The organism is Pseudarthrobacter polychromogenes (assembly GCF_014644495.1).
GTDB classification, from domain to species: Bacteria; Actinomycetota; Actinomycetes; order Actinomycetales; family Micrococcaceae; genus Arthrobacter; species Arthrobacter polychromogenes.
This window is the reverse complement of record NZ_BMKU01000018.1, coordinates 1-25,340: the sequence shown is the minus strand read 5'-3', so window position 1 is coordinate 25,340 and position 25,340 is coordinate 1. Positions and strand designations below refer to the sequence as shown.

Annotated in this window: 24 protein-coding genes and 1 pseudogene; 9 read left to right on the top strand and 16 right to left on the bottom strand. The window is 67.0% G+C overall.

The annotated features are described in order from the left end of the window. Window positions 1-39: 39 nt before the first annotated feature. The 8 genes from IEX43_RS19185 to IEX43_RS19150 form a co-directional block, all read right to left on the bottom strand. A complete protein-coding gene (locus IEX43_RS19185) occupies window positions 40-1,038 on the bottom strand; it encodes a sugar phosphate isomerase/epimerase family protein (RefSeq protein ID WP_188813695.1) in 999 nt (332 codons plus the stop codon). Between the two features lie 2 nt (window positions 1,039-1,040). Continuing rightward, window positions 1,041-2,165, bottom strand: coding sequence for a Gfo/Idh/MocA family protein (locus IEX43_RS19180; protein WP_188813693.1), 1,125 nt, complete (start codon window positions 2,163-2,165; stop codon window positions 1,041-1,043). Further along, entirely contained in the window at window positions 2,150-2,848 is a 699-nt protein-coding gene (locus IEX43_RS19175; protein WP_188813691.1) for a ThuA domain-containing protein, read from the bottom strand. The genes IEX43_RS19180 and IEX43_RS19175 overlap by 16 nt, the downstream gene beginning before the upstream one ends. 64 nt (window positions 2,849-2,912) lie before the next feature. Continuing rightward, a complete protein-coding gene (locus IEX43_RS19170; protein WP_188813689.1) occupies window positions 2,913-3,917 on the bottom strand; it encodes a sugar phosphate isomerase/epimerase family protein in 1,005 nt (334 codons plus the stop codon). 34 nt (window positions 3,918-3,951) lie between these two features. Further along, window positions 3,952-5,142 carry a Gfo/Idh/MocA family protein gene (locus IEX43_RS19165; protein ID WP_188813687.1) on the bottom strand — a complete coding sequence of 397 codons (1,191 nt, stop codon included), beginning with the start codon at window positions 5,140-5,142 and terminating at the stop codon, window positions 3,952-3,954. A gap of 29 nt (window positions 5,143-5,171) precedes the next feature. Then, complete coding sequence (locus IEX43_RS19160; protein WP_188813685.1) at window positions 5,172-6,077, bottom strand: carbohydrate ABC transporter permease; 906 nt, start codon at window positions 6,075-6,077, stop codon at window positions 5,172-5,174. A 1-nt stretch (window position 6,078) separates the two neighbouring features. Then, window positions 6,079-7,026 carry a carbohydrate ABC transporter permease gene (locus IEX43_RS19155; RefSeq protein WP_188813683.1) on the bottom strand — a complete coding sequence of 316 codons (948 nt, stop codon included), beginning with the start codon at window positions 7,024-7,026 and terminating at the stop codon, window positions 6,079-6,081. After that, window positions 7,023-8,351 carry an extracellular solute-binding protein gene (locus IEX43_RS19150; RefSeq protein WP_188813681.1) on the bottom strand — a complete coding sequence of 443 codons (1,329 nt, stop codon included), beginning with the start codon at window positions 8,349-8,351 and terminating at the stop codon, window positions 7,023-7,025. Before IEX43_RS19150 ends, IEX43_RS19155 begins: the two co-directional genes overlap by 4 nt. A gap of 233 nt (window positions 8,352-8,584) precedes the next feature. Here IEX43_RS19150 and IEX43_RS19145 point away from each other — a divergent pair, with 233 nt between their 5' ends. Next, window positions 8,585-9,628, top strand: coding sequence for a LacI family DNA-binding transcriptional regulator (locus tag IEX43_RS19145; protein ID WP_188813673.1), 1,044 nt, complete (start codon window positions 8,585-8,587; stop codon window positions 9,626-9,628). Window positions 9,629-9,690: 62 nt separating this feature from the next. On the opposite strand, the gene IEX43_RS19140 is transcribed toward IEX43_RS19145, so the two are convergent. The 3 genes from IEX43_RS19140 to IEX43_RS19130 all read right to left on the bottom strand — a co-directional run bounded on the left by IEX43_RS19140 (window position 9,691) and on the right by IEX43_RS19130 (window position 12,392). Beyond that, complete coding sequence (locus IEX43_RS19140; RefSeq protein ID WP_229666548.1) at window positions 9,691-9,936, bottom strand: hypothetical protein; 246 nt, start codon at window positions 9,934-9,936, stop codon at window positions 9,691-9,693. Between the two features lie 253 nt (window positions 9,937-10,189). Continuing rightward, a complete protein-coding gene (locus tag IEX43_RS19135; RefSeq protein WP_188813671.1) occupies window positions 10,190-11,296 on the bottom strand; it encodes a GTP pyrophosphokinase in 1,107 nt (368 codons plus the stop codon). 49 nt (window positions 11,297-11,345) lie between these two features. Continuing rightward, window positions 11,346-12,392: a LacI family DNA-binding transcriptional regulator gene (locus IEX43_RS19130; protein WP_188813669.1), complete on the bottom strand. Its 1,047-nt coding sequence runs from the start codon at window positions 12,390-12,392 to the stop codon at window positions 11,346-11,348. A gap of 176 nt (window positions 12,393-12,568) precedes the next feature. Here IEX43_RS19130 and IEX43_RS19125 point away from each other — a divergent pair, with 176 nt between their 5' ends. The 4 genes and pseudogenes from IEX43_RS19125 (at window position 12,569) to IEX43_RS19110 (ending at window position 16,445) form a co-directional block, all read left to right on the top strand. Continuing rightward, window positions 12,569-12,787 (top strand): hypothetical protein, encoded by a 219-nt coding sequence (locus IEX43_RS19125; protein WP_188813667.1) that lies wholly within the window; start codon window positions 12,569-12,571, stop codon window positions 12,785-12,787. 192 nt (window positions 12,788-12,979) lie between these two features. Beyond that, on the top strand, window positions 12,980-14,044 hold the full coding sequence (uriH, locus tag IEX43_RS19120) for a uridine-preferring nucleoside hydrolase UriH (RefSeq protein ID WP_188813665.1): 1,065 nt from the start codon (window positions 12,980-12,982) through the stop codon (window positions 14,042-14,044). Further along, window positions 14,045-15,471: pseudogene (gene uriT, locus IEX43_RS19115) on the top strand (uridine transporter UriT). Continuing rightward, on the top strand, window positions 15,468-16,445 hold the full coding sequence (locus IEX43_RS19110) for a ribokinase (RefSeq protein WP_188813663.1): 978 nt from the start codon (window positions 15,468-15,470) through the stop codon (window positions 16,443-16,445). Before uriT ends, IEX43_RS19110 begins: the two are co-directional and overlap by 4 nt. Window positions 16,446-16,515: 70 nt before the next feature. Here the strand turns inward: IEX43_RS19110 and IEX43_RS19105 are convergent, their stop codons facing one another. From IEX43_RS19105 to IEX43_RS19095, 3 genes are all read right to left on the bottom strand, one after another. Next, entirely contained in the window at window positions 16,516-17,379 is an 864-nt protein-coding gene (locus IEX43_RS19105) for an SDR family oxidoreductase (protein ID WP_188813662.1), read from the bottom strand. Continuing rightward, window positions 17,379-18,959 (bottom strand): succinic semialdehyde dehydrogenase, encoded by a 1,581-nt coding sequence (locus IEX43_RS19100; RefSeq protein ID WP_188813660.1) that lies wholly within the window; start codon window positions 18,957-18,959, stop codon window positions 17,379-17,381. The genes IEX43_RS19105 and IEX43_RS19100 overlap by 1 nt, the downstream gene beginning before the upstream one ends. Window positions 18,960-19,036: 77 nt before the next feature. After that, window positions 19,037-19,363 (bottom strand): GYD domain-containing protein, encoded by a 327-nt coding sequence (locus IEX43_RS19095; protein ID WP_188813658.1) that lies wholly within the window; start codon window positions 19,361-19,363, stop codon window positions 19,037-19,039. 105 nt (window positions 19,364-19,468) lie between these two features. On the opposite strand from IEX43_RS19095, the gene IEX43_RS19090 reads away from it, so the two are divergent. The 3 genes from IEX43_RS19090 to IEX43_RS19080 are packed head-to-tail and all read left to right on the top strand — an operon-like array spanning window position 19,469 to window position 21,917. Next, window positions 19,469-20,269, top strand: a complete 801-nt coding sequence (locus IEX43_RS19090) for an alpha/beta hydrolase family protein (RefSeq protein ID WP_188813656.1) — start codon at window positions 19,469-19,471, stop codon at window positions 20,267-20,269. 49 nt (window positions 20,270-20,318) lie between these two features. After that, window positions 20,319-20,894, top strand: a complete 576-nt coding sequence (locus IEX43_RS19085) for a DUF1349 domain-containing protein (RefSeq protein WP_188813655.1) — start codon at window positions 20,319-20,321, stop codon at window positions 20,892-20,894. A 57-nt stretch (window positions 20,895-20,951) separates the two neighbouring features. Next, window positions 20,952-21,917 carry a carbohydrate kinase family protein gene (locus IEX43_RS19080; RefSeq protein WP_268238382.1) on the top strand — a complete coding sequence of 322 codons (966 nt, stop codon included), beginning with the start codon at window positions 20,952-20,954 and terminating at the stop codon, window positions 21,915-21,917. Window positions 21,918-21,940: 23 nt separating this feature from the next. Here IEX43_RS19080 and IEX43_RS19075 read toward each other — a convergent pair whose 3' ends face one another. Then, on the bottom strand, window positions 21,941-23,128 hold the full coding sequence (locus IEX43_RS19075) for an ABC transporter substrate-binding protein (protein ID WP_188813650.1): 1,188 nt from the start codon (window positions 23,126-23,128) through the stop codon (window positions 21,941-21,943). A gap of 247 nt (window positions 23,129-23,375) precedes the next feature. Here IEX43_RS19075 and IEX43_RS19070 point away from each other — a divergent pair, with 247 nt between their 5' ends. Beyond that, window positions 23,376-23,834 (top strand): SRPBCC family protein, encoded by a 459-nt coding sequence (locus IEX43_RS19070; protein WP_188813648.1) that lies wholly within the window; start codon window positions 23,376-23,378, stop codon window positions 23,832-23,834. 41 nt (window positions 23,835-23,875) lie between these two features. On the opposite strand, the gene IEX43_RS19065 is transcribed toward IEX43_RS19070, so the two are convergent. Beyond that, window positions 23,876-25,174, bottom strand: coding sequence for a Y-family DNA polymerase (locus IEX43_RS19065; protein ID WP_188813641.1), 1,299 nt, complete (start codon window positions 25,172-25,174; stop codon window positions 23,876-23,878). Between the last annotated feature and the right edge of the window lie 166 nt (window positions 25,175-25,340).

Sequence of the window (25,340 nt, the reverse complement as noted above, 5' to 3'; positions counted from 1 at the left end):
CATCGAATCCTTGGGTTGGGACAGGCGGTGGTGCAGCGGTTACACGCGGGCGGGCTGCGCCGGCTGCTGCCGGCCCTGGGCCACCTGGCTGCTGCCCAGGGCGTATCCATCGGTCTTGGGGAGGACATGCCGGCGGAGGTAGTCCTGGTTGCTGGCCGAAACGCTCAGCCCGTCCCCGCCGTAGTGTTCTGTGCACAGGATCCCCTGGAAGCCGGCGGCCAGGGCCACCTTGAAGGCCTCCCGGTAGTTGATGAGGCCGCTTTCCATGGGGGCGGGCATGGCCACATACATGTCACGGGCCGCGTCCTCGTCGCGGAGGTAGTTCTTCATGTGCCAGAAGTTGGCGTACGGCAGGGTCTTGGCCACGAGCTCCCGCCAGTCCTCCACCGGCCGGTGCAGCCGGATCAGGTTTCCCAGGTCCGGGTTGAGGCCCACGTTGGGAAGCCCAATGTCCTGGACAAGGCGCACGGAGGAATCTGCGGTGCCCAGGTAGGTGTCCTCATACATTTCGAGTGAGAGCAGGAGGCCCACCTCGGCGGCGTGCCGGCCGAGTTCCCGGAGGCGGGAAACCGCATTGCCCCAGGTTTCCCGGTCTCCCTCCGGGTCCTTGTGGCCTTCAACAGTCCAGAACCAGAGCTGTTTCTGCTGCTCCGGCGTAATGGCCTGGTGGAGGCCAAAGGAAACAACCTCGCAGCCCAGCTCCGCCGCCGCGTCAATGGTCCGGTGGCTGTACGCCAGGTTGGCTTCCCAGTTCCGCCCGTCAATGACGCTGCGGCGGATGGCGGAGACGGCAGGGGTGCCGATGCCCACGTCCTGCGCCGTCTGCCTGAACTCGGCGAGCCGGTCCGGGCTGAGGTCGCCGGGGCGGACCCAGCTGTCCGTCAGGTCCGCGTTGGCGAACCCGGCCTCTTTCACCTCGGTCAACGCCGCCGCCCACACGGAGGCATCGGCGTCGTTGATGTGGGTTCCCTGCGCGCTGGTGCCAGGGAAGGGCAGCATGGCGGAGGTGATGGGCCAGTTGTCGGCGGTGTAAGCCATGCCTACGACGCTTCCTGGGCCTGGAGCCGGTCCAGTTCCCCGGCCAGGACGGTCAGCTCAACGCCCGCCGGCCGCTCCACGGTGCTGTTGATCGCTACCGCCGTGCCGCTCTGGGCTGACTCGAGGACCGATTCCATCACCTCGAGGGCGTGGTAGGCCATAACTCCGCCGGCGCGGGGCTCGGCGCCGGCGGGGGTGGACGCCAAGTCCGCGATGCCGAAGCCGCGCCCGGAGTCCACGTAGCCGGCGGACACGGGAAGGGTTTCCCAGTCCTCGGCGCCGAGGGAGAACAGCTGGACGTCGCCGTCGAAGTGGTTCGGGTCCGGCACCACCAGGGACCCGCGTTCCCCGTGGATCTCGATGTTGGGGGACTTGGACTTCACGGCGTCGAAGCTCATGAACAGGGTGGAGAGCGCGCCGGAGGCGTGCACCAGGACACCGGTCACATGGGAATCGATGTCGACGGGGACCTTCTCGCCCTGGCGGGGTCCGGAGCCGATGGTGCGTTCGTTGCGGGTGTGGCTTGCTGCGCCGATGACCGAGACCACCGGGCCCAGCAGGGTGACGAGTGCGGTCACGTAGTACGGGCCCATGTCCAGGAGGGGCCCGCCGCCGGGCTGGTAGTAGAAGTCCGGGTTTGGGTGCCACCGCTCATGGCCCGGGGTCACCATGGTGGCGCTCGCCGAGATGGGTGCGCCGATCAGTCCGTCGTCAATCGCCTTGCGGGCGGTCTGGATGCCGGTGCCGAGCACCGTGTCAGGAGCGCAGCCGACGGCGACTCCCGCCTCCCGCGCGGCGTCCAGCATCTGGCGTGCTTCCGCAGTGGTGGCAGCAAGGGGCTTCTCGCCGTACACGCTCTTGCCTGCCGCGATAGCCTTCAGCGCCACCTCGGCATGGGCGGCGGGGATGGTCAGGTTCAGGACCAGTTCGACGTCGTCCGCGGCGAGGAGTTCCTCCACGGAGAGGGCGCGGACACCTTCGTAATCATCCGCCACCGCCTGGGCACGTGCGGGGTCCAGGTCCGCCACGGCCACCAGGTCGATCTGTCCGAGTTTGCGGAAGTTCGCCAGGTACTGCGCGATGATGGCTCCGCAGCCAATGATTCCGACTTTCAACGGCTTGCCCACAGCAGGCCCCTTTCGATGATGGTGCGGACGTTGATGTCCTGGAGGATGTCGACCCGGTGGCCGGGGGTGGCGACGAAGATGCGGCCTTTGCCCCACTGGCGGGTCCAGATGGCGGGGGAGGTGACTTCGCGGTTCCAGGGGTCCCACTCCCGGACCTTCTGGGTGGTGGTGGCCAGGACGTCGATGTAATCGTCGGAGAGCACCCAGTACTGCTCGGTGACCAGGTCGAAGTCGGAGATACCTTTGGTGATGGGGTGCTCCGCGGCGGCCGGGAGCATGTTCACCGTGTAGGGAACGTAGTTGTCCGACTGCTCGCCGACGCACTCGTCCGGGTGCTTGCCGGGGTGGCAGGCGAACTGCCCGCCGATCAGGTGCAGGTAGTCAGAGTTGTTGCGGTACGAATCGGCGATGCCGCCGTGCCAGCCGGCCAGGCCGGTGCCGTTTTCGACGGCGGCCCGCAGCCCGGCGAACTCGTCCTTTTCAATGGTGGTCATGGTCATGCACTGCATGATCAGGTCCACGCCTGCCATGTATTCGGCGTCTGCATAGACCTTGGGGGATTCCTCGACGCGGACGTCGTAGCCGTTGTCCTTGAGGTAGGGGATGAAGAGTTCCGTGGCCTCGTACGGCTGGTGGCCGTCCCAGCCGCCGCGGACCACCAGGGCGTTCTTGCGTTCTGTCATGTCGGGGGTTTCCTTTTGTTTGGCTGCCGGCCTGTGCCGGAAAGTCTGGGCCGGAAGGTCTGGGTCAGCGGCTGGAGAAGGCGGCGTCGAAAGCTGCTGCCGGCGGGGCGATCCGGGCAAGTTCCTTGACCATGGCCAGGGCCTGCGGTGCGCCGACGAGCCGGTCCATGCCGGCGTCCTCCCACTCGATGCTGGTGGGCCCGCTGTAGCCGATGGCGTTCAGGGTCCGGAAGATCCGGTTCCACTGGACGTCCCCGTGCCCGGCGGTGACGAAGTCCCAGCCGCGCCGGGGGTCCGCCCAGGCCAGGTGGGAGCCCAGGCGCCCGTTGCGGCCATCGAGCTGGCGGACCGATTCCTTGACGTGCACGTGGAGGATGTGGTCCGCGAAGTCCTGGAGGAACATCACCGGATCCAGGTCCTGCCAGATGAAGTGGGACGGGTCGAAGTTAAGTCCGAAGCTCTTGCGGTGCCCGATGGCCTCCAGGGTGCGCTTGGCGGTCCAGTAGTCGTAGGCGATCTCGGACGGATGGACCTCCAGGGCGAACCGGACACCCACCTCCTCGAAGACGTCCAGGATGGGGTTCCACCGGTCCGCAAAGTCCTGGTAGCCGGCGTCGATCATTGCCTCCGGGGCGGGCGGAAACATCGCCACGGCCTTCCAGATGGAGGACCCGGTGAACCCTGTGACGGTCTTGACGCCCAAGCGGGCGGCTGCCCGGGCGGTGTCCTTCATGGACTCTGCTGCCCGGCGGCGCACTCCTTCCGGTTCGCCGTCGCCCCAGATCTCCGCCGACAGGATGCCCTGGTGGCGTTCGTCGATGGGGTCATCGCAGACTGCCTGCCCGGTGAGGTGGTTCGCGATCGCGAAGACCTTGAGGTTGTTCTTCTCCAGGATGTCCAGCCGGCCCTGGAGGTAGTTGTCGTCCTCCGCGGCCCGGCGGGGGTCCAAGTGGTCGCCCCAGCAGGCAATTTCCAGCCCGTCGAAGCCCCACTCGCCGGCGAGCCGGGCCACCTCCTCGAACGGCAGGTCGGCCCACTGGCCGGTAAAAAGCGTGATTGGTCGTGTCATGGCTGCTTCTTCTCCTGTTCCCGTGTTCACGTTCCTAGACCTTCTGCCACTGGCTGGAATTGGCGGCGCTGGCCTCCACGGCGGCCAAAACCCGCTGGACCTGCAGGGCGTCCGCGAAGGACGGCTCCGGCTGGCGGCCCTCACCGATTGCGGTGACCAGGTCCACCACCTGGTGGGTGAAGCCGTGCTCGTAGCCCAGGCCGTGGCCGGTGGGCCACCAGTTGCCGACGTACGGGTGCTCGGGTTCGGTGACGAAGATTTTCCGGAAACCGGCGTCCGGGGACTCCGCCGCATCGTAGAAGGACAGGACGTTCATGTCCTCGAAATCGAAGGCGAGGGAGCCTTTGGTGCCGTTCAGTTCCAAACGCATGGCGTTCTTCCGGCCCAGCGCGTACCGCGTGGCTTCAAAGACGCCGATCGCGCCCGCGCCAGCGCCGCCGTCGAACTTTGCGCTGAAGATGGCTGCGTCATCCACGGTGACTTTCCCGCGGGGCGCGTCGCCGCTGAGGTCGCCGTGGCCGCCCAGGCCCACAAGGTCGCCGGCAAGGGGACGCTCCGGGACAAACGTCTCGAGCAGCGCCGAGACGCCGGTGATGCTTTGGCCGGTGACCCACTGCGCGGCGTCGATGCTGTGAGCCCCGATGTCGCCGAGGGAGCCGGACCCGGACTTGCTCTTGTCCAGCCGCCAGGTCATGGGGGCGTTGGCGTCGGAGAGCCAGTCCTGCAGGTACTGCGCCCGGACGTGCCGGATCTCGCCCAGCCTGCCCTGCTCCACGAACCGCTTGGCCAGCGCCAGTGCAGGGGTGCGGCGGTAGCTGAAGCCGCACATGGACATGACACCTTGCTTGGCCGCGGTCTCCGCAGCGAGGGTCATCCGCTCGGCTTCCTCCACGGAGTTCGCCAGCGGCTTCTCGCACAGCACGTGCTTCCCGGCCTTGAGGGCGGCGATCGCGATCTCGGCGTGGGTATCGCCAGGCGTGCAGATGTCGATCAGGTCGATGTCGTCGCGCTCGATCAGGCGGCGCCAGTCCGTTTCCACCGAATCCCAGCCCAGCTTGTCCGCGGCTGCCCTAGCGGCATCGGCGTTCCGGCCGGCGACGGCGGTCAGCCGGGGCTGCAGCGGCAGGTCGAAAAACCGTGGTGCGGTGCGCCAGGCGTGGGAGTGTGCTGCGCCCATGAAGGCGTAACCCACCATGCCGACGCGGAGGGGCTGTGCGGGGGTCATGTGTCCGTCCTTTCGTGAAAATCTGGTTGTTACTTGCTGAAACCGGCGGTGAGGCCTGCGAGCAGCTGGCGCCGGCCGATCACGTAGAGCACCAGGATGGGCAGGGTGCTGAGCACCACCGAGGCAAGCACGGCCGGGATGTTGACGCTGTATTCGCCCTGGAACGTCCACAGCGCCAGGGGCAGGACGCGCAGACCCGGGCTCTGGGTCAGGACCAGCGGGAGCAGGAAGCCGTTCCAGACGTGCAGGCCGTTGTAGATGGCGACCGTCACGATTGCGGGGCGGGTCAGCGGGAGGGCAAGCCGCCACATGGTCTGCCATTCGCTGCAGCCGTCCAGCCGCATCGACTCGAACAGCTCGTTGGGAACGTCGCGGATGAAGTTGGACAGGATCAGCACAGTCAGCGGGATGGCAAAGGCAATGGAGGGAAGCATGAGCGCCAGCAGGCTGTCGTACAGGTTGAGCCGAATAATCATCAGGTAGATCGGGATGATCGTGGCCTGCAGCGGAATGGCCAGTCCCATCAGGAACATGCCGTTGACCAGCTTGAGGAACCTGCCCTTGCCCCGGACAATCGCGAAGGCGGCCATGAAGGAGATCAGCACCGTGGGGATGACGGCACCCAGCGTGACGATGGTGCTGTTCATGAAGTACTGCGCGAAATCCGCTTCGAGGACCATCTGGTAGTTTTCCAGCGTCGGGGACGTGGGAAGTGCCAGCGGATTCTGGCCGAAGTACCCTTCCTGGGTCTTCAGGCTGGTGATGACCACGTAGTACACCGGAATGATGATGATGGCCAGCCAGATCCAGCCGGCAAGGCCTGCCGGGACGTTCAGCTTCCGCATCCGGGATCCCAGCCCCCGCTTTGGCGCGGCGGCGTTGGCCCGGGGGCCGGCGGGAACTTCCTCAGTGCTGCTTTTCAGGACTGTGCTCACCCTACATACCTTCCAATTGGCTGCCCTGCTTGTCCTTGCCTCCAAGGCGCTGGAGGAACAGGGCGAGTGCAAGGCCGATGAGTACGAGGATGACGGCGATGACGCTGGCAGGGCCCATGAGGTTGGCCCGGAAGCCCCGCAGGTACATGTCCAGGGCCAGGATCCGGGTGGAGTTGCCCGGGCCGCCGCCGGTGAGGACGAAGATCAGGTCGAAGTACGTCAGGGACCCCACCACCATCAGGGTGGAGGAGGTGATGATGGTGTACTTCAGCTGGGGGAGGGTGATGTGGAAGAACTGCTTGATGGTTCCCGCCCCGTCGATTTCCGCTGCCTCGTAGAGCGACCTGGGAATCTGCCGCACACCGCCCTGGTAGATAAGCGTGTGGAACGGCACGAACTGCCAGGCGATCACAAAGATGACCAGCCCCAGCGCCAGATGGGGGACACCCAGCCAGTCCTGCGCCAGGAAGGGCAGCCCCAGCCCGGTTGCCAGGCCGAAGTTCGGGTCCAGCAGGGCCTTGAACGCGATGGCGACTGCTGCCGATGAAAGCAGCAGCGGCAGGAAGTACAGCACGGCCAGGGCGGCCCGGTAGCGCTGGCTTCCCGCGGTGAAGACACCCAAAAGGAGGCTGATGGGGGTCTGGACCAGCCAGGAGGCGATCATGATCAGGAACGTCAGTCCCAGGGCGTTGTACAGCCCCGGGTCCGCGAGCACGGAGAACCAGTTGCCCAGCCCTGCCGACCCGATGGCGCCGATGCCGTCCCAGCTGGCGAAGCTCAGGATGAGGACACCGGCCAGCGGCACCACGGCGAACGTCAAGAAGAAGAACAGGGCAGGCACTGTCAGCCAGGCGAGGGTGGCGTTTCGTTGGCCGCTGTGGCCGGGGTCCCCCTTGGAGCGGGCGGCCCGGACAGCAGGTTTGCGGGCGGTGGAGACGGCGTTACTCATTTTCCGAGGGTTGCATTCATGTTCTCGGCGAACTGCTGCGGCGTGATCGACTTCAGGAACAGCTGGTCGATGTTGTTCAGCAGGGCTTCAGCCGCGGTGGGGCTCAGGGCCTGGTCCCACGACTGCTGGAAGTTGGGGGCGTTCTTGGCCAGGTCGTAGACAAAGTTCAGGAAGTCCTTGTCCTCGGAGGTGTTGAGCTTGTCCTCGATGCCGTTGACGATCGGGACGGAGCCGGAGTTGATGTAGGTATCGATGACCGTCTCGGTCAGGATGCCGTCCTTGAAGAACTTCTTCGCCGTCTCCTTTTCCGCGTCGGTGGCCTTGGAAGAGATCGACATGTACTGGGCAGGGTTTCCCACGCCGTTCTTCGGATCGCCCTTGCCGCCGGCAACCGTTGGGAACTGGACGAACCCCAGCTTCCCGTCCTGGACGAAGTTCTGGCCGCCCTTCTTCATGGCGCCGTAGGTCCAGGAACCGTGCAGCATCATGGCTGCCTTGCCCGTGAACAGCAGGGCCTGGTCCGCATTGGAGTCCGCCGCGATGGACGAGAAGCCCTTGATGAATCCGTCCGCGGAGACGAGCTCCTGGATCTTGGTTCCGGTTTCGATGACGGCGGGATCCATCCAGGAGTCCGGCTTGCCCTCAAAGATGGCGGTGAACACTTCGGCGCCGCCGATGCGGTCCAGCAGGTATTCCAGCCACATCATGGAGGTCCACCTGGACTGGCCGCCCAGGGAGAAGGGTGCCACGCCCATGTCGTTGAAGGTCTTGACCAGGGACATCACGTCATCCCAGGTCTTGGGCGGCTGGGCCCCCGCCTTTTCGAACAGTTCCTTGTTGTAGAACAGGACGATCGGGGCGACGTACTGGTTGGGCAGTGCGTAGATCTTTCCGTTGACCGTGGCCGCACCGAACGACGCCGGGAAGAACTTCTCCTTCAGGTCCGGGTTCTCGTCAAACCAGCCGGTGAGATCGTCCACCTGGTTGGCCTCGGCGTAAGTCTTCAGGGTGCCGCCGCCCCAGCCGTAGATGATGGTGGGTGCCTGGCCGGCGCCGATGGCAGTCTTGATCTTGGTTTTGTAAGCGTCGTTCTGGAAGTAGGTCACGGCGATCTTGTCGTCCGGGTTCGCGGAGGTGAACGCGTCCACGGCCTTCTGCATGGTGGTCTGGTTGGGTTCGCCGGAGAGGTACCACATGCTGGCGCCCCCGCCGCTGCTGGAGGTGCCCGGTCCCGACGTCCCGCAGGCAGTGGCCGTCATGGCGGCGAAGGGGGTGAGGGCGGCAAGGGCGAGGAATGAGCGGCGGGAGGTCTGGGATTGCTTCATTGCTTCTCCATCTGAAATTGCTTCGTTGCAAATGTTTGGGCGTGAGCTCCACCAACAATTTCGAAATGTTTCGATTAGGTGATTTCGGTCACGGTCTAAACTAAAGGCCCGGAGTAGCAAAGGTCAAGGCCTAATTATGGAGGTTTGTTTCGAAGGTCTTGGCCCGCCCCTTGACCGTGACAGCGCAAAACTGAACAATGAGTCAACGAAACTTTTCGAAAGGTCTCAACAGAATGGCAACGAAGATCCCGGAACGGGCCAAGCCGACGCTTGCCTCCGTTGCCCAGCAGGCCGGCGTCTCAGTGCCCACCGTCTCTAAGGTGGTGAATGGCCGCGAGGATGTATCGCCGGACACCCGGGAACGCGTCCTGGCCGTGCTGCAGCAGGCGGGATACCAGTCCCCGCTGCAGCGCCGTTCCGCCGGGGAGACCGGCACGGTAGTTGAAGTGGTCATCGATGTTCTTGATTCCGCCTACACCATCCAGGTCCTCAACGGCGTGCTGCAGTCCGCCGCCGATGCCGACGTCGAAATCATGGTCAGCGTTACCGGTCCGGCGAGCCAGGGCCGGCGCAGCCCCGAGGGCCGCGCCCAGCGCATGGTGGACGAGGGCAGGGCCGGAATGATCGTGGTGACCTCAGCCTTCAGCGAGACGCAACTGCACCCTTTCCGGCGCCGCCAGATTCCCGTCGTCGTGATTGACCCGCTGAACCCGCCCTCCGCTGACGTGGTCAGCATAGGGGCCACCAACTGGGCCGGCGGCAAGGCTGCCACGGAACACCTGCTGGAGCTTGGGCACCGCCGCATCGCGTACATCGGCGGCATCGAGAAGGCTGAGTGCAACCAGGCGAGGCTGCACGGCTACATGGCCGCACTCATGGCGCACGGCGTGCCGGTGGACCCGCAGTACATCTACTCCGGCGGCAGGTTCCGCCGGGAAAGCGGTGTCAAGGGCTTGAGGGCGCTACTCGAGCTGGACAAGCTCCCGACGGCGATCTTCGCCGGCAGTGACACCATCGCCCTGGGCATTCTTGGTGAGGCCGCCCGGCACGGTATCCGGGTTCCCGAGGACCTGAGCCTGATCGGCTTTGACGGCACGAACCAGGGCGAGGAGTCGGTGCCCTCGTTGAGCTCCGTAGCCCAGCCGCTGGAGGAGATGGGGCGCGCAGCGCTTCGGTCTGTGCTGCGCCAGGCGCGGGGGGAGGTCCTGGATTCGCACCGCGTGGAGCTCGCCACCCACCTGATTGTCCGTGACTCCACCGCACCGCCCGCGGCCTGAGCCGGGGAAGGCGGCTGGGTCAGCCCAGGCTCCAGTCAAGACCGGCGATGCGCCAGCTGAGGTTAGCCCCGGCGCGTGTAGCTGATTTCGGTCGCTCCCAGGGGTGCCGTGTGCAGGGTTACGTAACTGCCCTGGGCTTTGCTCAAGGTGCGGGTGCCGCCGCCGGGCAGTGAGATGTAGCCTGCCTCCGTGCGGCTTAAGCCGGCCGGGCTTCCGGGCAGGGTGATGTAGCTGCCGCCGCGGGGTGTGCCGGCGGTGGTGCCCGGGGCTGCTTCGATGATGACGGGGCGTTCGAGGATCTGGGTCATGATGTTCTCCTGATGCGTGTGGGGAGGGGTGGCTGCCAGTCCGGGTCCCTGCCGTTTCCACGTGCGACAGCCGTGCAGGTGTCCGCAGGGGGCAATGGGGGTGGGGTTCGATGCAGTGCGGGGAGCCGGCGCGTTGGCGCTCGGGGAACTGTTCACCCGCATACAGCCCGGACAGGGCTTCGGTGGCCTGCCGCCAACATTACGGCTTATTTTGAGTGCATCAAAATAAGGTGGCGGAACTCACGGCAGGAGCCTACTTCTTGGTGAGCCGGTACCGCTCGATCTGCCGCAGCCGCCGCATCAGGCTGTCGCGCCGCGGGTGCGGGACGGTGTCCGATGCTTCCGCGGTGAGGTCGATGTGCTTGGTGCCGTACTGCCACAGCAGCAGGTCATCGAGCAGCCGGTCGGGGCCGGGGGAGTAGCGGTGGTCCAGGGCCTTCCGGACCTCGGTGATGCGGTTGGCACTGAGCAGCCCGGCCAACTGCATGGTCTGGTTGAGGCCGTGCGCGGCCAGGAGTTCGGCGGCCCAGCCCCAGTCGTCGTCCACCTTGCGGTCCACGTGGGGGAGCAGCGTCCGCCAGACGTCCCGGATGCGGTTGGGCGTCAGCGGCGCGGCTCCTTCGCCGTCGGCGTCCCAGAAACTGCGGACTTCCTCGTAGCGCTCGTGGAGGTCTGCGAAAGCTGTCTCCACCGTCTCCAGCATGGCGGCCGTGGCGGTGAACTGCCGGTCGAAGTGCGGGGTCCAGGCGCGGGGGTCTTCGGCCTTGAACCGGATGTCATGCTCGATCTCGCTCCACGCGTGGGCAAAGATCGTCCGGATCTGGCACTCAAAGAAGTAGCTGCCGTTGGGCACGGCGTCCGGGTTGAAAACCTGCTGGTACTCCTTGACGGCCTCGTTCTGGATGGTGCGCAGGATCAGGTGCCGGCTGGAATACCCGTAGGTGCCGGATTCGATGGAGCCGATGTCCTTTTCCCGGTCCCCGCGGCAGTCGAAGAGCTGGCGCTGGTGCTTGATGATGTTGGCCACCACCGCGTTCTCGGCCGGGAGCTTGGTGATCACCCGGATCCCCACCATGTCATTGAGGGTCCGGAACGGGTCCGGGAACTTCAGCACTGGGGGTCCGCCCGGTTCCAGGGGTTCCTCGATCCGTGAAATCTTCTCTTTGAACGATTCCACCGTTTTGGTGCGCCCGGTGACAAACAGCGGCGTGACCTCAGAGTCCTTCAGCATGTCCCGCAGGGTCAGCAGGACGTCCCGGGTGACCAGTTTCAGGGCAGGGCGGACGCGCTCGTAGATCTCCACGTTCTGTTCCACGGATTCGCGCAGGCTCGCGTCCAGGCTGTCCCAATGACTCGGCATGGTTCCAGCTTACGGCCGGGCACTGACAGAACGACGGCGGCGGGCACCCTCAGCGTTCCGCTGCGGCCGTGGATCCGCGCACCACCAGTGAACTCTCCAGTGTCACCCCGGCCTGTTCGAGCACCTGGCCTTCCATGAGGCGGCGCAGCTGTTCCCCGGCTTTCAGGCCCAGGGGAGTGGCCGGCAGGTGGACGCTGGTGAGGCCCGGATTGCTGGTGGCCGAATACGGAAGGTCGTCGAAGCCGGCCACCGCCAGCTCCTCCGGAATCCGCACACCGGCCACGCGGGCCTCCTGCAGCACCCCGTAGGCGTGCGTGTCGGTGCCGCAGACGACGGCGGTCACCCCCTCCCGCTGCCATTCCGGCCAAGCGGCGGCGAAGGCTGAAGCCGCCGTGCCGACGTCGATGGTGGTGCTGATAATGCGTTCCGCCCCGACGGTGATGCCGCGGGCAGCCGCCTCCTCCAGGAATGATTTCCGCCGGAGCGCAAAGGTTTCCGTGCCCGTGACGCTGTCCACGTACGCCACCTCGCGGTGCCCGGCGTCCGCCAGGTGCGCCGCGAGTTCCCGCGCGCCGCTTGCCACGTCCAGGTTCACCGACGGCGCGTAGGCCTCCAGCCCGGGCGCGTCCAGCAGCACAACGGGCGACGGCGACGCGAGGTCCTCAAGGAAGCCTGCGCTGGGTGCGTCCACCAGGAGCCCTGCCGGACGCAGGGACATGAGCCGCCGCACGTCGTCGGCCCGGGGGGACTCGCCGGCCTCCGTGACGGACAGCAGCAGCTGGTACTGCGGGCCCAGCGAATCCCGCACCCCGGCGATCACCTTGGCGAAGAACGGGTTGGAGATGTCCGGCGCCACCAGGATCACGATCGAGCTCACGCCCTTGGCCAGCGAACTGCCGATGCCGTCCACCACGTAGCCAAGCTCGGCAATTGCCCCCCGGACCCTGGAAATGTTGTCCTCCGAGACCCGGCCGGCGGTCTTGCCGTTGGCCACCAGCGAGACCGTGGCCGTGGAAACCCCTGCCCGGGCGGCCACCATCGCCGCCGTAATCCGCCGCGAACGCGCGGGCTGCTGCAGCTGTTCCGCGGATTCCATACCTCGATCGTAGTAGGCGCCGGGCCTGCGGGCTGTCCTTCATGGCCACACATGGCACGGCAATTCCGCGCCGCGGAGGCGGCCGCCGGACAGGAAAATGGGTGATCCCCAATGCCCCGACAAATGGGGGCCATACAGGCCTTCCGGACCGGGGGCTCTGGTGGGACGATGCCCGTATGAGCGATACCAGCCATGCAACAGCGCGGGACCTTGGCCCCCGCCAGCACGCCCACGTTGCGCCGACCACCCAGGAGATCCGGACCATTGGGCAGCGCCGGCGGGAGGCGGAGGAGAAGCTTGAACAGCACCTCCAGGAAGCCCGCCAAAGGTACGAACAGCACGAGGCCCAGGCCCACCCCGAAGCCGCGCACCCCGGCAAGGAAAAGCGCCACTAGCCTGGCCCCGTAGACACGCCACACCATCCAGTACCCCTCCAGGCAGGCACTGGCATCAAGCGCTTGACCTGCGTCAACGTCAAGCGTTTGACGTGGGCCACGCAACACTGCCATGATCTCTCCTGAACGCTTCAGCTTCCCCGCGCACCTGTTGATACATCTGGCGCGGGCCCCAACGACGTGGAGATCATCGTGGAACCCACTGCCCCTTCCCCTGAACGGCAATCCCCCGCCCGCAAGAAGATCATTCTTGACTGCGACCCCGGGCATGACGACGCTGTGGCGCTGCTGCTCGCCCACGGCAACCCGGACATCGACCTGCTGGCCGTCACAACAGTGGTGGGAAACCAGACCCTGGAAAAGGTCACCCGCAACGCCCTGGCCGTCGGCACCATCGCCGGCATCACCGGTGTGCCCTTCGCCGCCGGCTGCGGACGCCCCCTGGTGCGGAGCATCGAAACCGCTCCGGACATCCACGGGGACAGCGGCATGGACGGCCCGGAACTTCCGCCGTCGGACATTGACCTGGATCCCCGCCACGCCGTGGACCTCATCATCGATACCGTCATGGCGCACGAGCCCGGCACCGTCACCCTGGTGCCCACCGCCGGCCTGACCAACATCGCCCTCGCAGCCCGCAAGGAACCGCGCATCGTGGAGCGCGTGAAGGAAGTTGTCCTCATGGGCGGCGGCTACCACGTGGGCAACTGGAGCGCCGTGGCCGAGTTCAACATCATCATCGACCCCGAGGCCGCGCACATCGTCTTCAACGAAAAGTGGCCCGTGGTGATGGTGGGCCTGGACCTGACCCACCAGGCGCTCGCCACCCCGGACGTCGTGGAGAAGATCGCAGCGATCGGCACCCGGCCCGCGAAATTCGTCACCGAGCTGATGGACTTCTTCGCCCACACCTACAAGGACGCCCAGGGCTTCGACCACCCGCCGGTGCACGACCCCTGCGCCGTGGCCTACGTGATCGACCCCAGCATCGTCGCCACCCGCAAGGTGCCGGTGGACATTGAGCTGCAGGGCACCCTGACGCTCGGCATGACGGTGGCGGACTTCCGGGCGCCCGCGCCGGCGGACTGCCACACCAGCGTCGCCGTGGACCTGGACCACGAAAAGTTCTGGAACCTGGTCACCGAGGCCCTGGTCACCATCGGTGATCCGCTCACCGGTGCCGCGCGCACCACAACGGACACGGCCGACGTCGACCGCCGGGAACGTACCGGCCTCACCGCGGGAGGGGTCAAGTAAATGACCGCCACCGTCCTCGAAACCCGGACCGCCAAGGGCAACGTCACCGCCCTGATGGTCGCCCTGCTGGCAGCCTGCGTGGCCTTCCAGCTCAACGCCTCCATGCTCAGCCCCGCCCTGGTGACCATGGGCGAGGAGCTCAACACGGACCAGGCCGTCATCGGCCTCTCCCAGACCTGGTTCTTCACCGCGGCCGCCCTGTTCTCCCTGTTCCTGCCCCGCCTGAGCGACATCGTGGGCCGCAAGAAGATCCTCATGGGCATGATGCTCCTGATGGCCGTGGGGTCCGTCATCGCAGCCCTCGCCCCGGACGTCACCTGGCTCTTCGTGGGCCGCATCATCCAGGGCGTCAGCGGCCCCACCGTCCCGCTCTGCCTGATCATGCTGCGCTCCGCGGTCAGCAACCCGCGGAAATACGGCACCCTCATGGGCCTGATCACGGCCGTCAACGGCGGCGTGGCAGGCGTGGACTCCTTTGTGGGCGGCTACTTCGCCGAGCACTTCGGCTTCCGCAGCATCTTCTGGCTCATGGTGGTCCTGGCACTGGTTGCCACCGCGCTCATCGCTGTCCTGGCCGGTGAAAGCAAGCCGGGGGCCGGCACCCGGATGGACTGGCTGGGTGTGTTCTTCATCGTGGTCGCCGTGGGCGCGCTGCTCACCGCCCTGAACGAAGGCTCCAAGCTGGTGGGCGCCTTCTCCTCCGGCACCCTGATGCTGAGCCTCACGCTGGTGCTGGTGTCCGCCGCCGCGTTCTCCCTGTTCTGGCGGACCGAAAAGCGGGCCAGCCAGCCGATGGTGGAAACCGTGCACCTGCGCCAGCGCTCCACCTGGGCGCCGCTGCTCACCACCACGCTGACCATGACCGGCGTTTTCGCCGTCATCAACGGCATTGTCCCCGCGTACGTCCAGGCTGCCGACCCCGGTTTCGGCATCGGGCCCACCGAGATGTCGCTCATCATCCTCACGCCCTATGCACTGCTCGGCTGGGCGGTGGGCCCCTCAGCGGCAGGCTCGCCCCCGTGCTCGGGTACACCAAGGTGCTCCGCATCGGCCTCCTGGGCAGCATCGCGGCGCTGGCCATCATCGCGTTCTTCGGCCTGGACAGCCTGCCCCTGATGATCGCCGGCACGGTGTTGCTGGGCATCATGTACGCCGGTACGGTCAACATCATGCTCAACGGACTCGGTGTTGTCCTTTCACCCGCCGGCAACCCGGGCTTCCTGCCGGGCATGAACGCGGGCGCCTTCAACCTGGGCGCCGGGCTCAGCTTCCTGGTGCTGCCCGCTGTCCTGGTGGCGACGACGGCCCTCGGCGATGCCAAGGCGTCCTACCTGACCGTCGTGGTGGTCGGCCTCGCACTCACCATCGCCGCGTTCGCCGCCTCGCTCCTGATCCCCAAGCCGGTTGAAGCGGAGGTTGCCGAGTGAGCGCCGCCGCCGTCGACCAGGCAGGCAGGATCGTCGTCGTCGGCTCCCTGAACGCCGACCTCACCATCTACTGCGAACGCCTCCCGCTCCCCGGTGAGACGGTTCACGGCAACGGATTCGCCGTGAACCCGGGCGGGAAGAGCGCCAACCAGGCCGTTGCCGCCAGCCGGCTGGGCGGGAGCGTCAGCCTGGTGGGCGCGGTGGGCGAGGACCCCAACGGCGCCATGCTGCTCTCCTCCGCCGCCCGCGCCGGGGTGGACGTGGGGCACGTCCGCACAGCGACCGAACCCACGGGCGTGGCGGTCATCGCGGTCGATGCCGGCGGCGAGAACAACATCATCATCTCGGCCGGCGCCAACGGCACCCTCTCTCCGGCGGACGTGGCGGAGGCCTCGGACGTCCTGGAGGCGGCCGCCGTCGTCTGCCTTTGCCTGGAGGTGGGCCTGGACACGGTGCTGGCCGCCGCACAGGCAGGGCACGACGCCGGCGCAACAGTCCTGCTCAATCTCTCGCCGTACGGCGAGGTGCCGGAGGAGCTGACCGCACTCACCGACGTCCTGCTGGTCAACGCGCATGAGGCCGCGCTGTTCCTTGGCGACGGTGCCGCCGTTCCGGGCCCCGGTGCTGCTGATTCCGAGTGGGACAGGGTGCGCCTGCGCTTTGCGGAGCGGGGGATCCGGCAGGTGCTGGTGACCCTCGGTTCGCAGGGCTCAGTGGTGCTGGACTCTGCTGCTCCTGAGGGTTCCAAGGTGGTCCGGATTGCGCCCACCACGGTCCAGGCCGTGGACACCACCGGCGCGGGCGACGCCTTCACCGGTGCCGTTGCCGTCCGGCTGGCCGCCGGCGACGCGCTCGCCGGGGCCGCGGAGTTCGCGTCCGTGGCTGCCGCCCTGGCCACAACCCGGAAGGGGACGCAGGCTGCGTACCCTGGGGCGGCTGACGTGCAGCGGGTGCTGGCTGTTAAAGCGGATTGAGTGCTCCGTACCTGCCGTTTTCACACCTCAAAAGGGCAGGTACGGAGCACTCGATGAAGCCCCGGAGCGTCTAACCCGCTGAGTAGCTCCCGTCGTCGTGCTTGACGCCGGGTGCCCCCGGAACTTCGGCGGGGCGCCCGGTGAAACGGTCCATGGTCCGGTTGATGCGCAGGGTGTCCATGAGCCGGTCGAAGGCCCCCACCGGAAGCAGCCGGGCCGCCGGGACCAGGTTCACCAACGGCGGGAGGACCAGCTTCTGCCGCCCGCTTTCGACGGCGTCCAGCACCTTGGCCGCCACCGCCTCCTCTTTCAGGATGGGGAGGAGCCGCGGGAACCTGGTCCGCACGCCGTCGAACATGCCCGTATCGATGTAATACGGGCAGACCACCAGGGTGCCGACGCCGGTCCTGCCCGCCCGCAGCTCGGCCCGCAGTGACTCGTTGAAGCCGAACGCCGCGAACTTGCTGGCCGAATAATCGGTCTGCCTGGCGACGCCCACCAGCCCGGCCGCGCTGGCAACAGTCACCACGGTGCCGCGGCCGCGGGCGGCCATGCCGGGGAGGAACGCCCGCGTCACCCAGTACAGTGCCAGGACATTGACGTCGAAGGTCCGCTCAATATCCTCGTCGGCGGCATCCAGGAGCAGCTTGCCCGTGACCACGCCTGCGTTGTTGATCAGCACGTCCACCGGACCCGCAACAGCGGCCGCCGCCTGCACGGCCTCCCTGTCCGCCACGTTCACGGGCTGCGTCTCCGCCACGCCGCCGGCGCTGCGGATTTCATCGCGGACGTTCCTGCCGCCGTCGGCCGAAACATCCCAGATGACCACCCGGGCGCCCCGCCGGGCAGCCGCCAGGGCCAAGCGGCGGCCCAGCCCGCTGCCGCCGCCGGTGATGAGCACGGTGCTGCCGGCAAGCGCTGTTCCGGCGCCCATCAGCGCAGCCGCCCCATCAGCGTGAGCGCGCCCTTGACCAGCCTGGTATACCGCACGTTCGTCATACCTGGCGGAGGGCCCACGGGAACCAGCCGCTGGCTCGCGATTGTCTGGGCTTCCGTGTACTTGAGGATGCCCTCCTTGCCGTGGCGCCGCCCCACGCCGGAATCCTTCATCCCGCCCATGGGGGCATCGTGGGACGCCCACGCCGCGGAGTAGCCGTCGTTGACGTTGACCGTGCCGGCGAGCAGGCGCCGCCCCACCTCCCGGCCGTGCCGTGCGGACCACACGCTGGCGTTGAGTCCGTAATGGGAGTCGTTGGCGAGGGCCACCGCTTCGTCGTTGTCCTCCACCTGGTAGACGGCCACCACGGGCCCGAACGTCTCCTCCCGCGCCACCACCATCTCCCCGGTGACGCCGGTGAGGATGGTGGGTTCATAGAAGAACGGGCCAAGGTCCGGCCGGGGGCGCCCGCCCGTGATGACGCGGGCTCCCTTCGCCCGCGCGTCCTCCACATGCGCGCTGACCCGGTCCAGCTGCCGTTGGCCCGTCAGCGAGCCCATATCGATGTCCCAGCCCGGGCCGGCACCCAACCGGATTCCCTCCACCTGTTCAGTAAAGGTTGCCAGGAAGTCGTCGAAGACCGCGCGGTGGACGTAGATGCGTTCCATGCTGATGCACAGCTGGCCGGAGTTGGAGAAGCAGCCCTGCGCGGCACCCCTGGCCGCCTTGTCCAGGTCCGCGTCGGCGAGGACCAGCGTGGCATTCTTCCCGCCGAGCTCACCCGAGAAGCCGATCAGCCGCTCCGCGCACTGCTGTGCCACCACCTTCCCTGTCTCCGAGGATCCCGTGAACATGAGGAAGTCTGCGCCGTTGATCAGCGCGGGGCCCAGCGACGGCCCGTCCCCGGTCACGATCTGGAACAGGTCCTGCGGAAGCCCGGCCTCCCGCAGCAGCTCCAGGGCGAGCAGTGCCGTGAACGGGGTCTGGGAGTCGGGCTTGAGGACACAGGCGTTGCCGGCCAGCAGGGCGGGGATCGCATCCGAGACGGCGAGGGTCAGGGGATAGTTCCACGGGCTGATGATGCCCACCACGCCCTTGGGGATCCGGTACTCCACCGTCCGTGTCAGGCCCGGCGCCGCTCCCGTGCGGCGGGCGGGACGGAGGAATCGTCCGGCCGTGCGCCGGTAGTAGGCGGCGGTCAGGGCGGCGTCCGCGAGCTCCTCGAAGGCATTGAGCCGCGACTTGCCGCTCTCCGCCTGGACCAGGTCCAGGATCTCCGCATCCCGCTGGAGCAGCAGCGCATGGAAGCGCCCGACGACGGCGCGGCGCTCGCGGAGGGGAACGGCGGCCCACTCCCGCTGGGCTGCCCGGGCACTTTCGACGGCGGCCGCCACGTCATCCGGCGTGCAGACGGGGACTGCGCCCACCAGGCTGCCGTCCACCGGGGAATGGGAGGCCTGCGTTGCCCGGCCCGGTCCGCAGGTCACCAGTACCGGCAGGTGGTAAAGATCCGCCGGTACTGCAAGCTTTCGGCCGGTTGCTGCCGGCGTGGTCCCCGGCTCGGTGGTGCTGGTCATTGTGGTCCCCTTTGGCGGCAATGTAATTTCCGAGCCTAGCCGCAGAAGGGCACATGGGTCCGGCAGCGCCCGGGAATTCAGGAGCCGGGAGGTCGGTACCTAATCTCACCGGCTTTCTGCAGGGCTTCCATGGTCTCCTCCACACTCATCAGCACCGTGGTTTCGAACGTGCTCAGCGCACCGCCTCCGCTGATGGCCAGTGCCACCGCTGCCATGGAGACGTTGTCCGGCGCTTCCCACAGGTTGTAGCCGTCATGGCTGCCGAAGGCATACCAGAATCCGTGCAGCTTTCCGCCTACCGATTCGATGTACGCCTGCGCGGCTTTCCGCCGGTCTTCGGGGTTGTTGATCAGCCGGCCCCAGGTCTCCGGTGTGTAGCTGAACCTTGACAAATACAGAGGCATTTTCCTGTCCCTTCATTGGGTTCTGGAGTGCGGATTCACCCAGAATGGCAGTGCGCGGATGGCACGGCAACGGGCTTTGTCATTGGCTGGCGGTACGCTCGGCACATGGTGCAGCGGCATAGGCATTACTACGGTGAGGACCCCAGCCAGTGGGGTGAGCTGTTCCTCCCTGACCTGCCCGACGGCGGTGCCCACCGGGGTGTGGTGGTGGTGATCCATGGAGGCTACTGGCGGTCAAAGTACGGGACAGAGCTGGGGGAGCCGCTGGCTGGGGACCTCGCGGCGCACGGGATGGCGGCCTGGAACCTGGAGTACCGCCGGGCAGGGAATGGCGGCGGCTGGCCGCGTACGTTCCGGGACATCCTGGCGGGCATCGACAAACTGCAGGAGTTGGCGGGTCCCCATGCCCTGGAGCTGGCCAAGGTGGTGGCGCTGGGCCACTCCGCCGGAGGGCATCTCGCGGTGTGGGCGGCGGGCCGCGACCGGCTGCCCCGGCTGGAGTTGGAAGCCGAGCACCGCGAGGCTGCAGTGAAGGACGACGGCGTCCGCCTCACCGGGGTGGTGAGCCAGTCCGGCGTCCTGGATCTGGCCGAAGCGGAAAAGCTGAACCTCAGCGATGGTGCCGTGGCCAACTTCCTGGGCGGGCCGTCGTCGGAATTCCCCGGCCGGTACCGGTACGCGGACCCCATGGCCGCGCTGCCCCTGGACATTCCCGTCCACGCCGTCCATGCCACGGAGGACGAGGACGTGCCGCTGGCGATGTCCACCTCCTATGTGGAGGCGAGCGGGCCCGGGCCGGTGCCGACGCGGCTCGTGACGGTGCCCGGGGACCACTTCGCTTTGATCGATCCCCATGCCCCGGCCTACGAAACCTGCCGGGAACTCGTCCGGGAGCTGCTGGGCTGAGCGCAGCAGAAGCAAAAGCGGTCCGCCGTCCTGCAGTACAGTGGCGGCCATGGACATTCCCTGGTCGCAAGGCGCCTGGACCCACCCGCCCGTTTCCGCCGTCGAGCAGGGCACGGATCTGCTGGTCACTGCCAAAGAGGGCAGCGACGCCTGGCGGATTACGTCGTATGGCTTTATCCATGAGAGCGAGCACGCGCTTCTGGCTCCGTTCCCGCCAGATTCCGCGGTGGAGGTGGAATTCACCGCAGGCTTCTCGGAGCAGTTCGACCAGGCCGGGATCTTCGTGCGCGTTTCCGCCGAGCGGTGGGTCAAGGCCGGCGTCGAATTCGCCGACGGCGCCTGCCAGGTGGGGGCGGTGGTCACCGACGGGATGTCCGACTGGTCCCTGGCTCCGGTTCCGGCCTGGAAGGGAAGCCGGGTCCTCGTCCGGATCAGCCGCAGCGGCGACGCACTGACCATCCGGGCTCAGGCAGGGGACGGGGCCCTGCAGCTGGTCCGGGTGGTTCCGCTCGATCCTGCGGAGGAAGCCCACGCTGGCCCCTTTATCTGCGCCCCGACCAGGGCGGGCCTGGCCGTGCCCTTCCATGCCTGGCGGACCACGCAACCCGACGGCGCCCTGCACTGACCCGCTGGCTGGCTGGCTGGCCCCTGGCACCGCGGCTGTCGTCACGGACAGCGTCAGCTGCCCTCCTTCTGGCAGAGTATGACCATGCTCACTGTTATTGGCGAAGGCCTTGTTGACGTTGTCCAGCGCGCCTCGGGAATTGAGGCCCACGTGGGCGGCAGCCCGCTGAACGTGGCGGTGGGCCTGGCCCGCCTCGACCACCCGGTGCAGTTCATCGGCCGGTACGGCCGCGACGCCTACGGCGATTCGGTGGCCGCGCACCTGCGCGCCAGCTCCGTCATGATTCCAATGGGCCCCGATGACCTGCCCACCAGCGTGGCCACCGCCCTCATTGACGACGACGGCGCCGCCACCTACACGTTCGACCTCACCTGGGAGCTTCCCGGCATCGCCGACCGGCTCGCCTTCATGCTGCAGGGCACCACCCTGCTGCACACCGGCTCCATCGCCACCATGCTGGCGCCCGGCGCGACGGACGTGCTGGCCGCCGTCGAATACGCCCACCCGCACGCCACCATCAGCTTCGACCCCAACTGCCGGCCCAGCATCATCACTGACGTGGACTACGCGCGCCGGCACACGGAAAAGTTCGTGACCCTGGCGGACGTGGTCAAGGCCTCCGATGAGGACCTGGCCTGGCTGTACCCGGACATGGACGTGCTGGATGCGGCGCGCCGCTGGTTGTCCCTGGGCGGAACCGAAGGGCCGGCCATGGTGGTGGTCACGCGCGGTGCCGACGGGCCCTGGGGAGTGTGCCACGCCGGTGAAGCCAAGGTGCCGGCACCCCGGGTTGAGGTGGCGGACACCGTGGGGGCAGGGGACTCATTTATGGCGGCGCTGCTCTCAGGCCTGGTGGACCGCGGCCTGGACGGTGCCCAGAACCGGAAGGACCTTCGCGAACTGCCCGCCGAGGGGTTGGCGGAACTCCTGGCACATGCTGCCCGGGCCGCCGCGGTGACAGTTTCCCGGCCCGGCGCCAACCCGCCCACGCGGGCGGAGCTGGACGCGGTCCTGGGGGAGTAGGCAGAACTGGTGGGGCTTGGCGTTTACTCCTTCCCCAGCCCGGCAGCCGAGGTCTTCTCGCCCGTTACCTCATTGAGGGCGGTGAGGTTGAAGATGCCATTGATGTCGGCCTGCTTGGTGGTGCCGGCAGCGACGCCGTCGGCCAGGAGCTTTTCGTAGGTTCCGGCCAGCGGGTCCACGGTGAACACAATGTTCTTCAGCGAGCGGTCGATGACGTCGGCCTTCAGCTCGGCGCCCGCGGCTTCCTTGAGGGCAGCGTTGATGACGCTGGCCTTTTCGCCATCGGCCGCACTGTTCAGCCACTCGACTGACTTCACGTGGCCCTTGAGCAGCGCTTTCACAGTGTCCGGGTGGTCGGCGGCGAACTTCTGGTTGACGATCAGGATGGTGGTGGGGAACTCGCCCGGTTTGCCGGACAGCGAGCCGTCCCACAGGTCCTTTTCGTCCACCAGGACCTTGGCTCCGGCAGTGAGCACCAGGCGTGAGGCCCACGGCTCAGGCAGCCACGCGCCGTCGAGCTTTCCGTCCTGGAAGAGCTTCAGCGTCTGGGCGTTCTCGGTCGGGTTGATAGCCACGTCGCCGCTGCCGTCAACGTTGGTCTTGTAGCCCTGGGAGGCCAGCCAGGCGCGGAGGGCCACGTCCTGCGTCCCGCCGAGCTGCGGGGAGGCAAGGGTTTTGCCCCTCAGGTCCGCGGCGGAGCTGATCTCCGGCTTCACCACCAGCTGGGCGCCGCCGGCGGCAGCGCCGGCGATGATGTTCACCGACTCGCCGCCGCTCTTCACGAACGAGTTGATGGCGGGATTCGGGCCGATGTACGTGGCATCGATGGCACCGGCGTTCAGGGCCTCGATCGCGGCCGGGCCCGCGTTGAACACCTGGGTGCTGAGCCTGGTGCCGCCGAGCTCCTCCGCGATGTACCCCTGGCTGACCCCCACCAGGGCGGGTGCGTGGGTGACGTTGCCGAAGTATCCAAGCTTGAGTTCCGCGGCGGGGTTGCCGGCGGGGGCGGTCTCCTGCACTGCCGCGGGGGTCCCGCCGTTCACGGCGGAGGCGACGGCGGCGCCCCCGCCAATGAGGGCAAGGATACCGACGGCGATGCCTACCTTCAGCCCTAGCGGCCGCTTGGGAGCGGCGGACTGGCCGGCCACGATGCGGGTGGAGCTTTGCTGGTCCTGCGGCTTCTTGGGGCTTTGGCTGGACGGATCTGACACTGGAGTTCCTTTGCTGGGGCGGATGCTGAGACGAGATTACGGAGCGCCCGGCAGCGCCACAATCATTCCCGTAGCGGGCGTTCACGGGAGGTCGCGTGGGCTCAACAAGGCGTAGCACAGCGACAAGAAACGTCGCGGGACGTCTTTTTCCAGTGCGCCCGAAGGAGCGCCCCTGTGCAATGAGTCCCCATAGGTTGCCGGTCACTCGGGCCTGTTTCCGGGTGCCGAAGCGGACGTACGATCAGGCATGGAAAAGCTGAAATTTGAGGTGAATATCAAGGCTCCCGCCCAAACGGTCTGGGCAACGATGCTCGATGACGCCACGTACCGGGAATGGACGAGTGCCTTCAGCGAGACAGGTTCCTTCTATGAGGGCGACTGGAACACGGGCAGCGAGATTCGATTCCTCGGCCCGGACGGTGAGGGGTCCGTGGGAGGGATGATCGCAACAGTTGAGGACTGCCGGCCGCATGAGTTCGTCTCCCTGCGATATCTCGGCCAGATCGTCGATGGTGTGGAGGACAGGACAAGCGATGCGGCGAAGAAATTCATCGGAGCCCACGAAAACTATTCATTCACCGAAGCTGACGGGGTGACGAGGGTCGAGGTGGAGCTTGACAGCGTGGACGAGTGGGCGGCCATGCTGAATGACACTTGGCCCGTGGCCCTCGCCAAACTCAAGGACCTCGCCGAAGCTCGGGTCTAACCTACGGCGCTGGGCGCCCGGGCGGCGTAGGCAACATCCGTTTAGGCGGCTTTGACGAGCGGGAGTTCGTCCCAGTGGGTGGTGTAGCGGGGCGAGCGCATGTTCCGTTTCATGGTCCAGTCCAGGCCCGTTTTGATCCCGCCGTGGCCCAGGCCAATGGAGCCGCGTCCGAAGCGGCTGCTCACGTCTTCCAGGAGGGTGCCGATGCGGCGTTCCTCGTGCCGGTTCTCGAACAGTTCCAGCGGGGATTGGTTGCCGCTGGGCCGCAGGTCCGTGAGCATGAGCCCCACTTTGGCGTACCGGATGCCTTCGCGGATGTTGGGCAGCAGGGCGTGCGCCGCCTTGGTGAGCAGGAGCGGGTCCGCTGTGGGCATCGGCAGCGGGACGCACACCGACGGATAGGACTGTTCCTGTCCGCTGAAGGGTGAGGTGCCGGCGAATGCCGTGAGGACTTTCGCCTGCAGCCCATGTTTGGCCAGCCGCGCGCTCGCATTCTGGCCGTAGATGCTGAGGACCTGCCGCAGCCCGGCAGCGGTGGTGACCGGGGTGGCGAAGGAACGCGAGAAGATCAGCTGGTCCCGGCCCAGGCGTTCCTCCTCCATGGGGATGCAGGGTGTCCCGTTGAGCTCCAGGACGGTGCGCATCATCACCACCGAGAACTTGTCCCGGATGGCCACAGGGTCGGCGCGGGCGAGGTCCAGGACGGTGTGGATGCCGATTGCGTTCAGGCGCCCGGCCAGGCGGCCGGCGATGCCCCAGATTTCCTCGACGGACAGGCGTGCCAGCAGTTGCTCCCGCACGGCAGCAGGAACGCTGTCCCAGTGGCATACCCCGCCAAACGCGGGGTTGTTCTTGGCCCACTTGTTGCACAACTTGGCCAGCGTTTTGGTGGGTGCGATTCCAACACATACCGGCACGCCGACGTTGCGGCGGACGGCGTTCTTCATGGTCCTGCCCAGAGCCAGCAGCTGCTCCGGCTCACCTTTCACCCCGAGGAAGGCCTCGTCGATGCTGTAAACCTCCAGCCACGCCGAGTACCTGCCGAGCAGCTCCATGACCCGGGCGCTGATGTCCCCGTAGAGCTCGTAGTTGCTGGACTTGGCCACCAGCCCCCATTCCTTCGCGCGGGGCGCGAGTTTGAACCATGGCTCGCCGGTGGCAATGCCTAGGGCTTTCGCTTCGGGGGAGCGGGTCACGGCGCAGCCGTCATTGTTGGACAGCACCACGAGCGGCCTGCCCTCCAGTGAAGGATCGAAGGCACGTTCCGCCGAGGCGTAGAAGCAGTTGACGTCCACGTGGGCGATCTGCGGCATCTGCCGCATGAGGGCAGGCTTGCTCATCGCCGAGCCTCCGGACGCCACCGGTTATGCCGGTAATGCGCGTTTTTGATGCCCGCGCTTTTCCCTCCTCGTGAGCTGGTAGGGGGCACTTCGCTTAGCACAGATTGACCCATCGAGATGCTCATGACACGCCCTTTGTCGAATATATGTTCGATACCTAATGCTA

Bases quoted from the DNA above. Each gene is read 5' to 3' on its own strand.
- IEX43_RS19065 (WP_188813641.1), bottom strand. From the start codon at position 25,174: ATGAGCAAGCCTGCCCTCATGCGGCAGATGCCGCAGATCGCCCACGTG.
- IEX43_RS19100 (WP_188813660.1), bottom strand. From the start codon at position 18,959: ATGACCAGCACCACCGAGCCGGGGACCACGCCGGCAGCAACCGGCCGA.
- IEX43_RS19175 (WP_188813691.1), bottom strand. From the start codon at position 2,848: ATGACAGAACGCAAGAACGCCCTGGTGGTCCGCGGCGGCTGGGACGGC.
- IEX43_RS19150 (WP_188813681.1), bottom strand. From the start codon at position 8,351: ATGAAGCAATCCCAGACCTCCCGCCGCTCATTCCTCGCCCTTGCCGCC.
- IEX43_RS19125 (WP_188813667.1), top strand. From the start codon at position 12,569: ATGAGCGATACCAGCCATGCAACAGCGCGGGACCTTGGCCCCCGCCAG.
- IEX43_RS19155 (WP_188813683.1), bottom strand. From the start codon at position 7,026: ATGAGTAACGCCGTCTCCACCGCCCGCAAACCTGCTGTCCGGGCCGCC.
- IEX43_RS19140 (WP_229666548.1), bottom strand. From the start codon at position 9,936: ATGACCCAGATCCTCGAACGCCCCGTCATCATCGAAGCAGCCCCGGGC.
- IEX43_RS19130 (WP_188813669.1), bottom strand. From the start codon at position 12,392: ATGGAATCCGCGGAACAGCTGCAGCAGCCCGCGCGTTCGCGGCGGATT.
- IEX43_RS19070 (WP_188813648.1), top strand. From the start codon at position 23,376: ATGGAAAAGCTGAAATTTGAGGTGAATATCAAGGCTCCCGCCCAAACG.
- IEX43_RS19185 (WP_188813695.1), bottom strand. From the start codon at position 1,038: ATGGCTTACACCGCCGACAACTGGCCCATCACCTCCGCCATGCTGCCC.
- IEX43_RS19170 (WP_188813689.1), bottom strand. From the start codon at position 3,917: ATGACACGACCAATCACGCTTTTTACCGGCCAGTGGGCCGACCTGCCG.
- IEX43_RS19085 (WP_188813655.1), top strand. From the start codon at position 20,319: ATGGACATTCCCTGGTCGCAAGGCGCCTGGACCCACCCGCCCGTTTCC.
- IEX43_RS19095 (WP_188813658.1), bottom strand. From the start codon at position 19,363: ATGCCTCTGTATTTGTCAAGGTTCAGCTACACACCGGAGACCTGGGGC.
- IEX43_RS19105 (WP_188813662.1), bottom strand. From the start codon at position 17,379: ATGGGCGCCGGAACAGCGCTTGCCGGCAGCACCGTGCTCATCACCGGC.
- IEX43_RS19145 (WP_188813673.1), top strand. From the start codon at position 8,585: ATGGCAACGAAGATCCCGGAACGGGCCAAGCCGACGCTTGCCTCCGTT.
- IEX43_RS19090 (WP_188813656.1), top strand. From the start codon at position 19,469: ATGGTGCAGCGGCATAGGCATTACTACGGTGAGGACCCCAGCCAGTGG.
- IEX43_RS19165 (WP_188813687.1), bottom strand. From the start codon at position 5,142: ATGACCCCCGCACAGCCCCTCCGCGTCGGCATGGTGGGTTACGCCTTC.
- IEX43_RS19135 (WP_188813671.1), bottom strand. From the start codon at position 11,296: ATGCCGAGTCATTGGGACAGCCTGGACGCGAGCCTGCGCGAATCCGTG.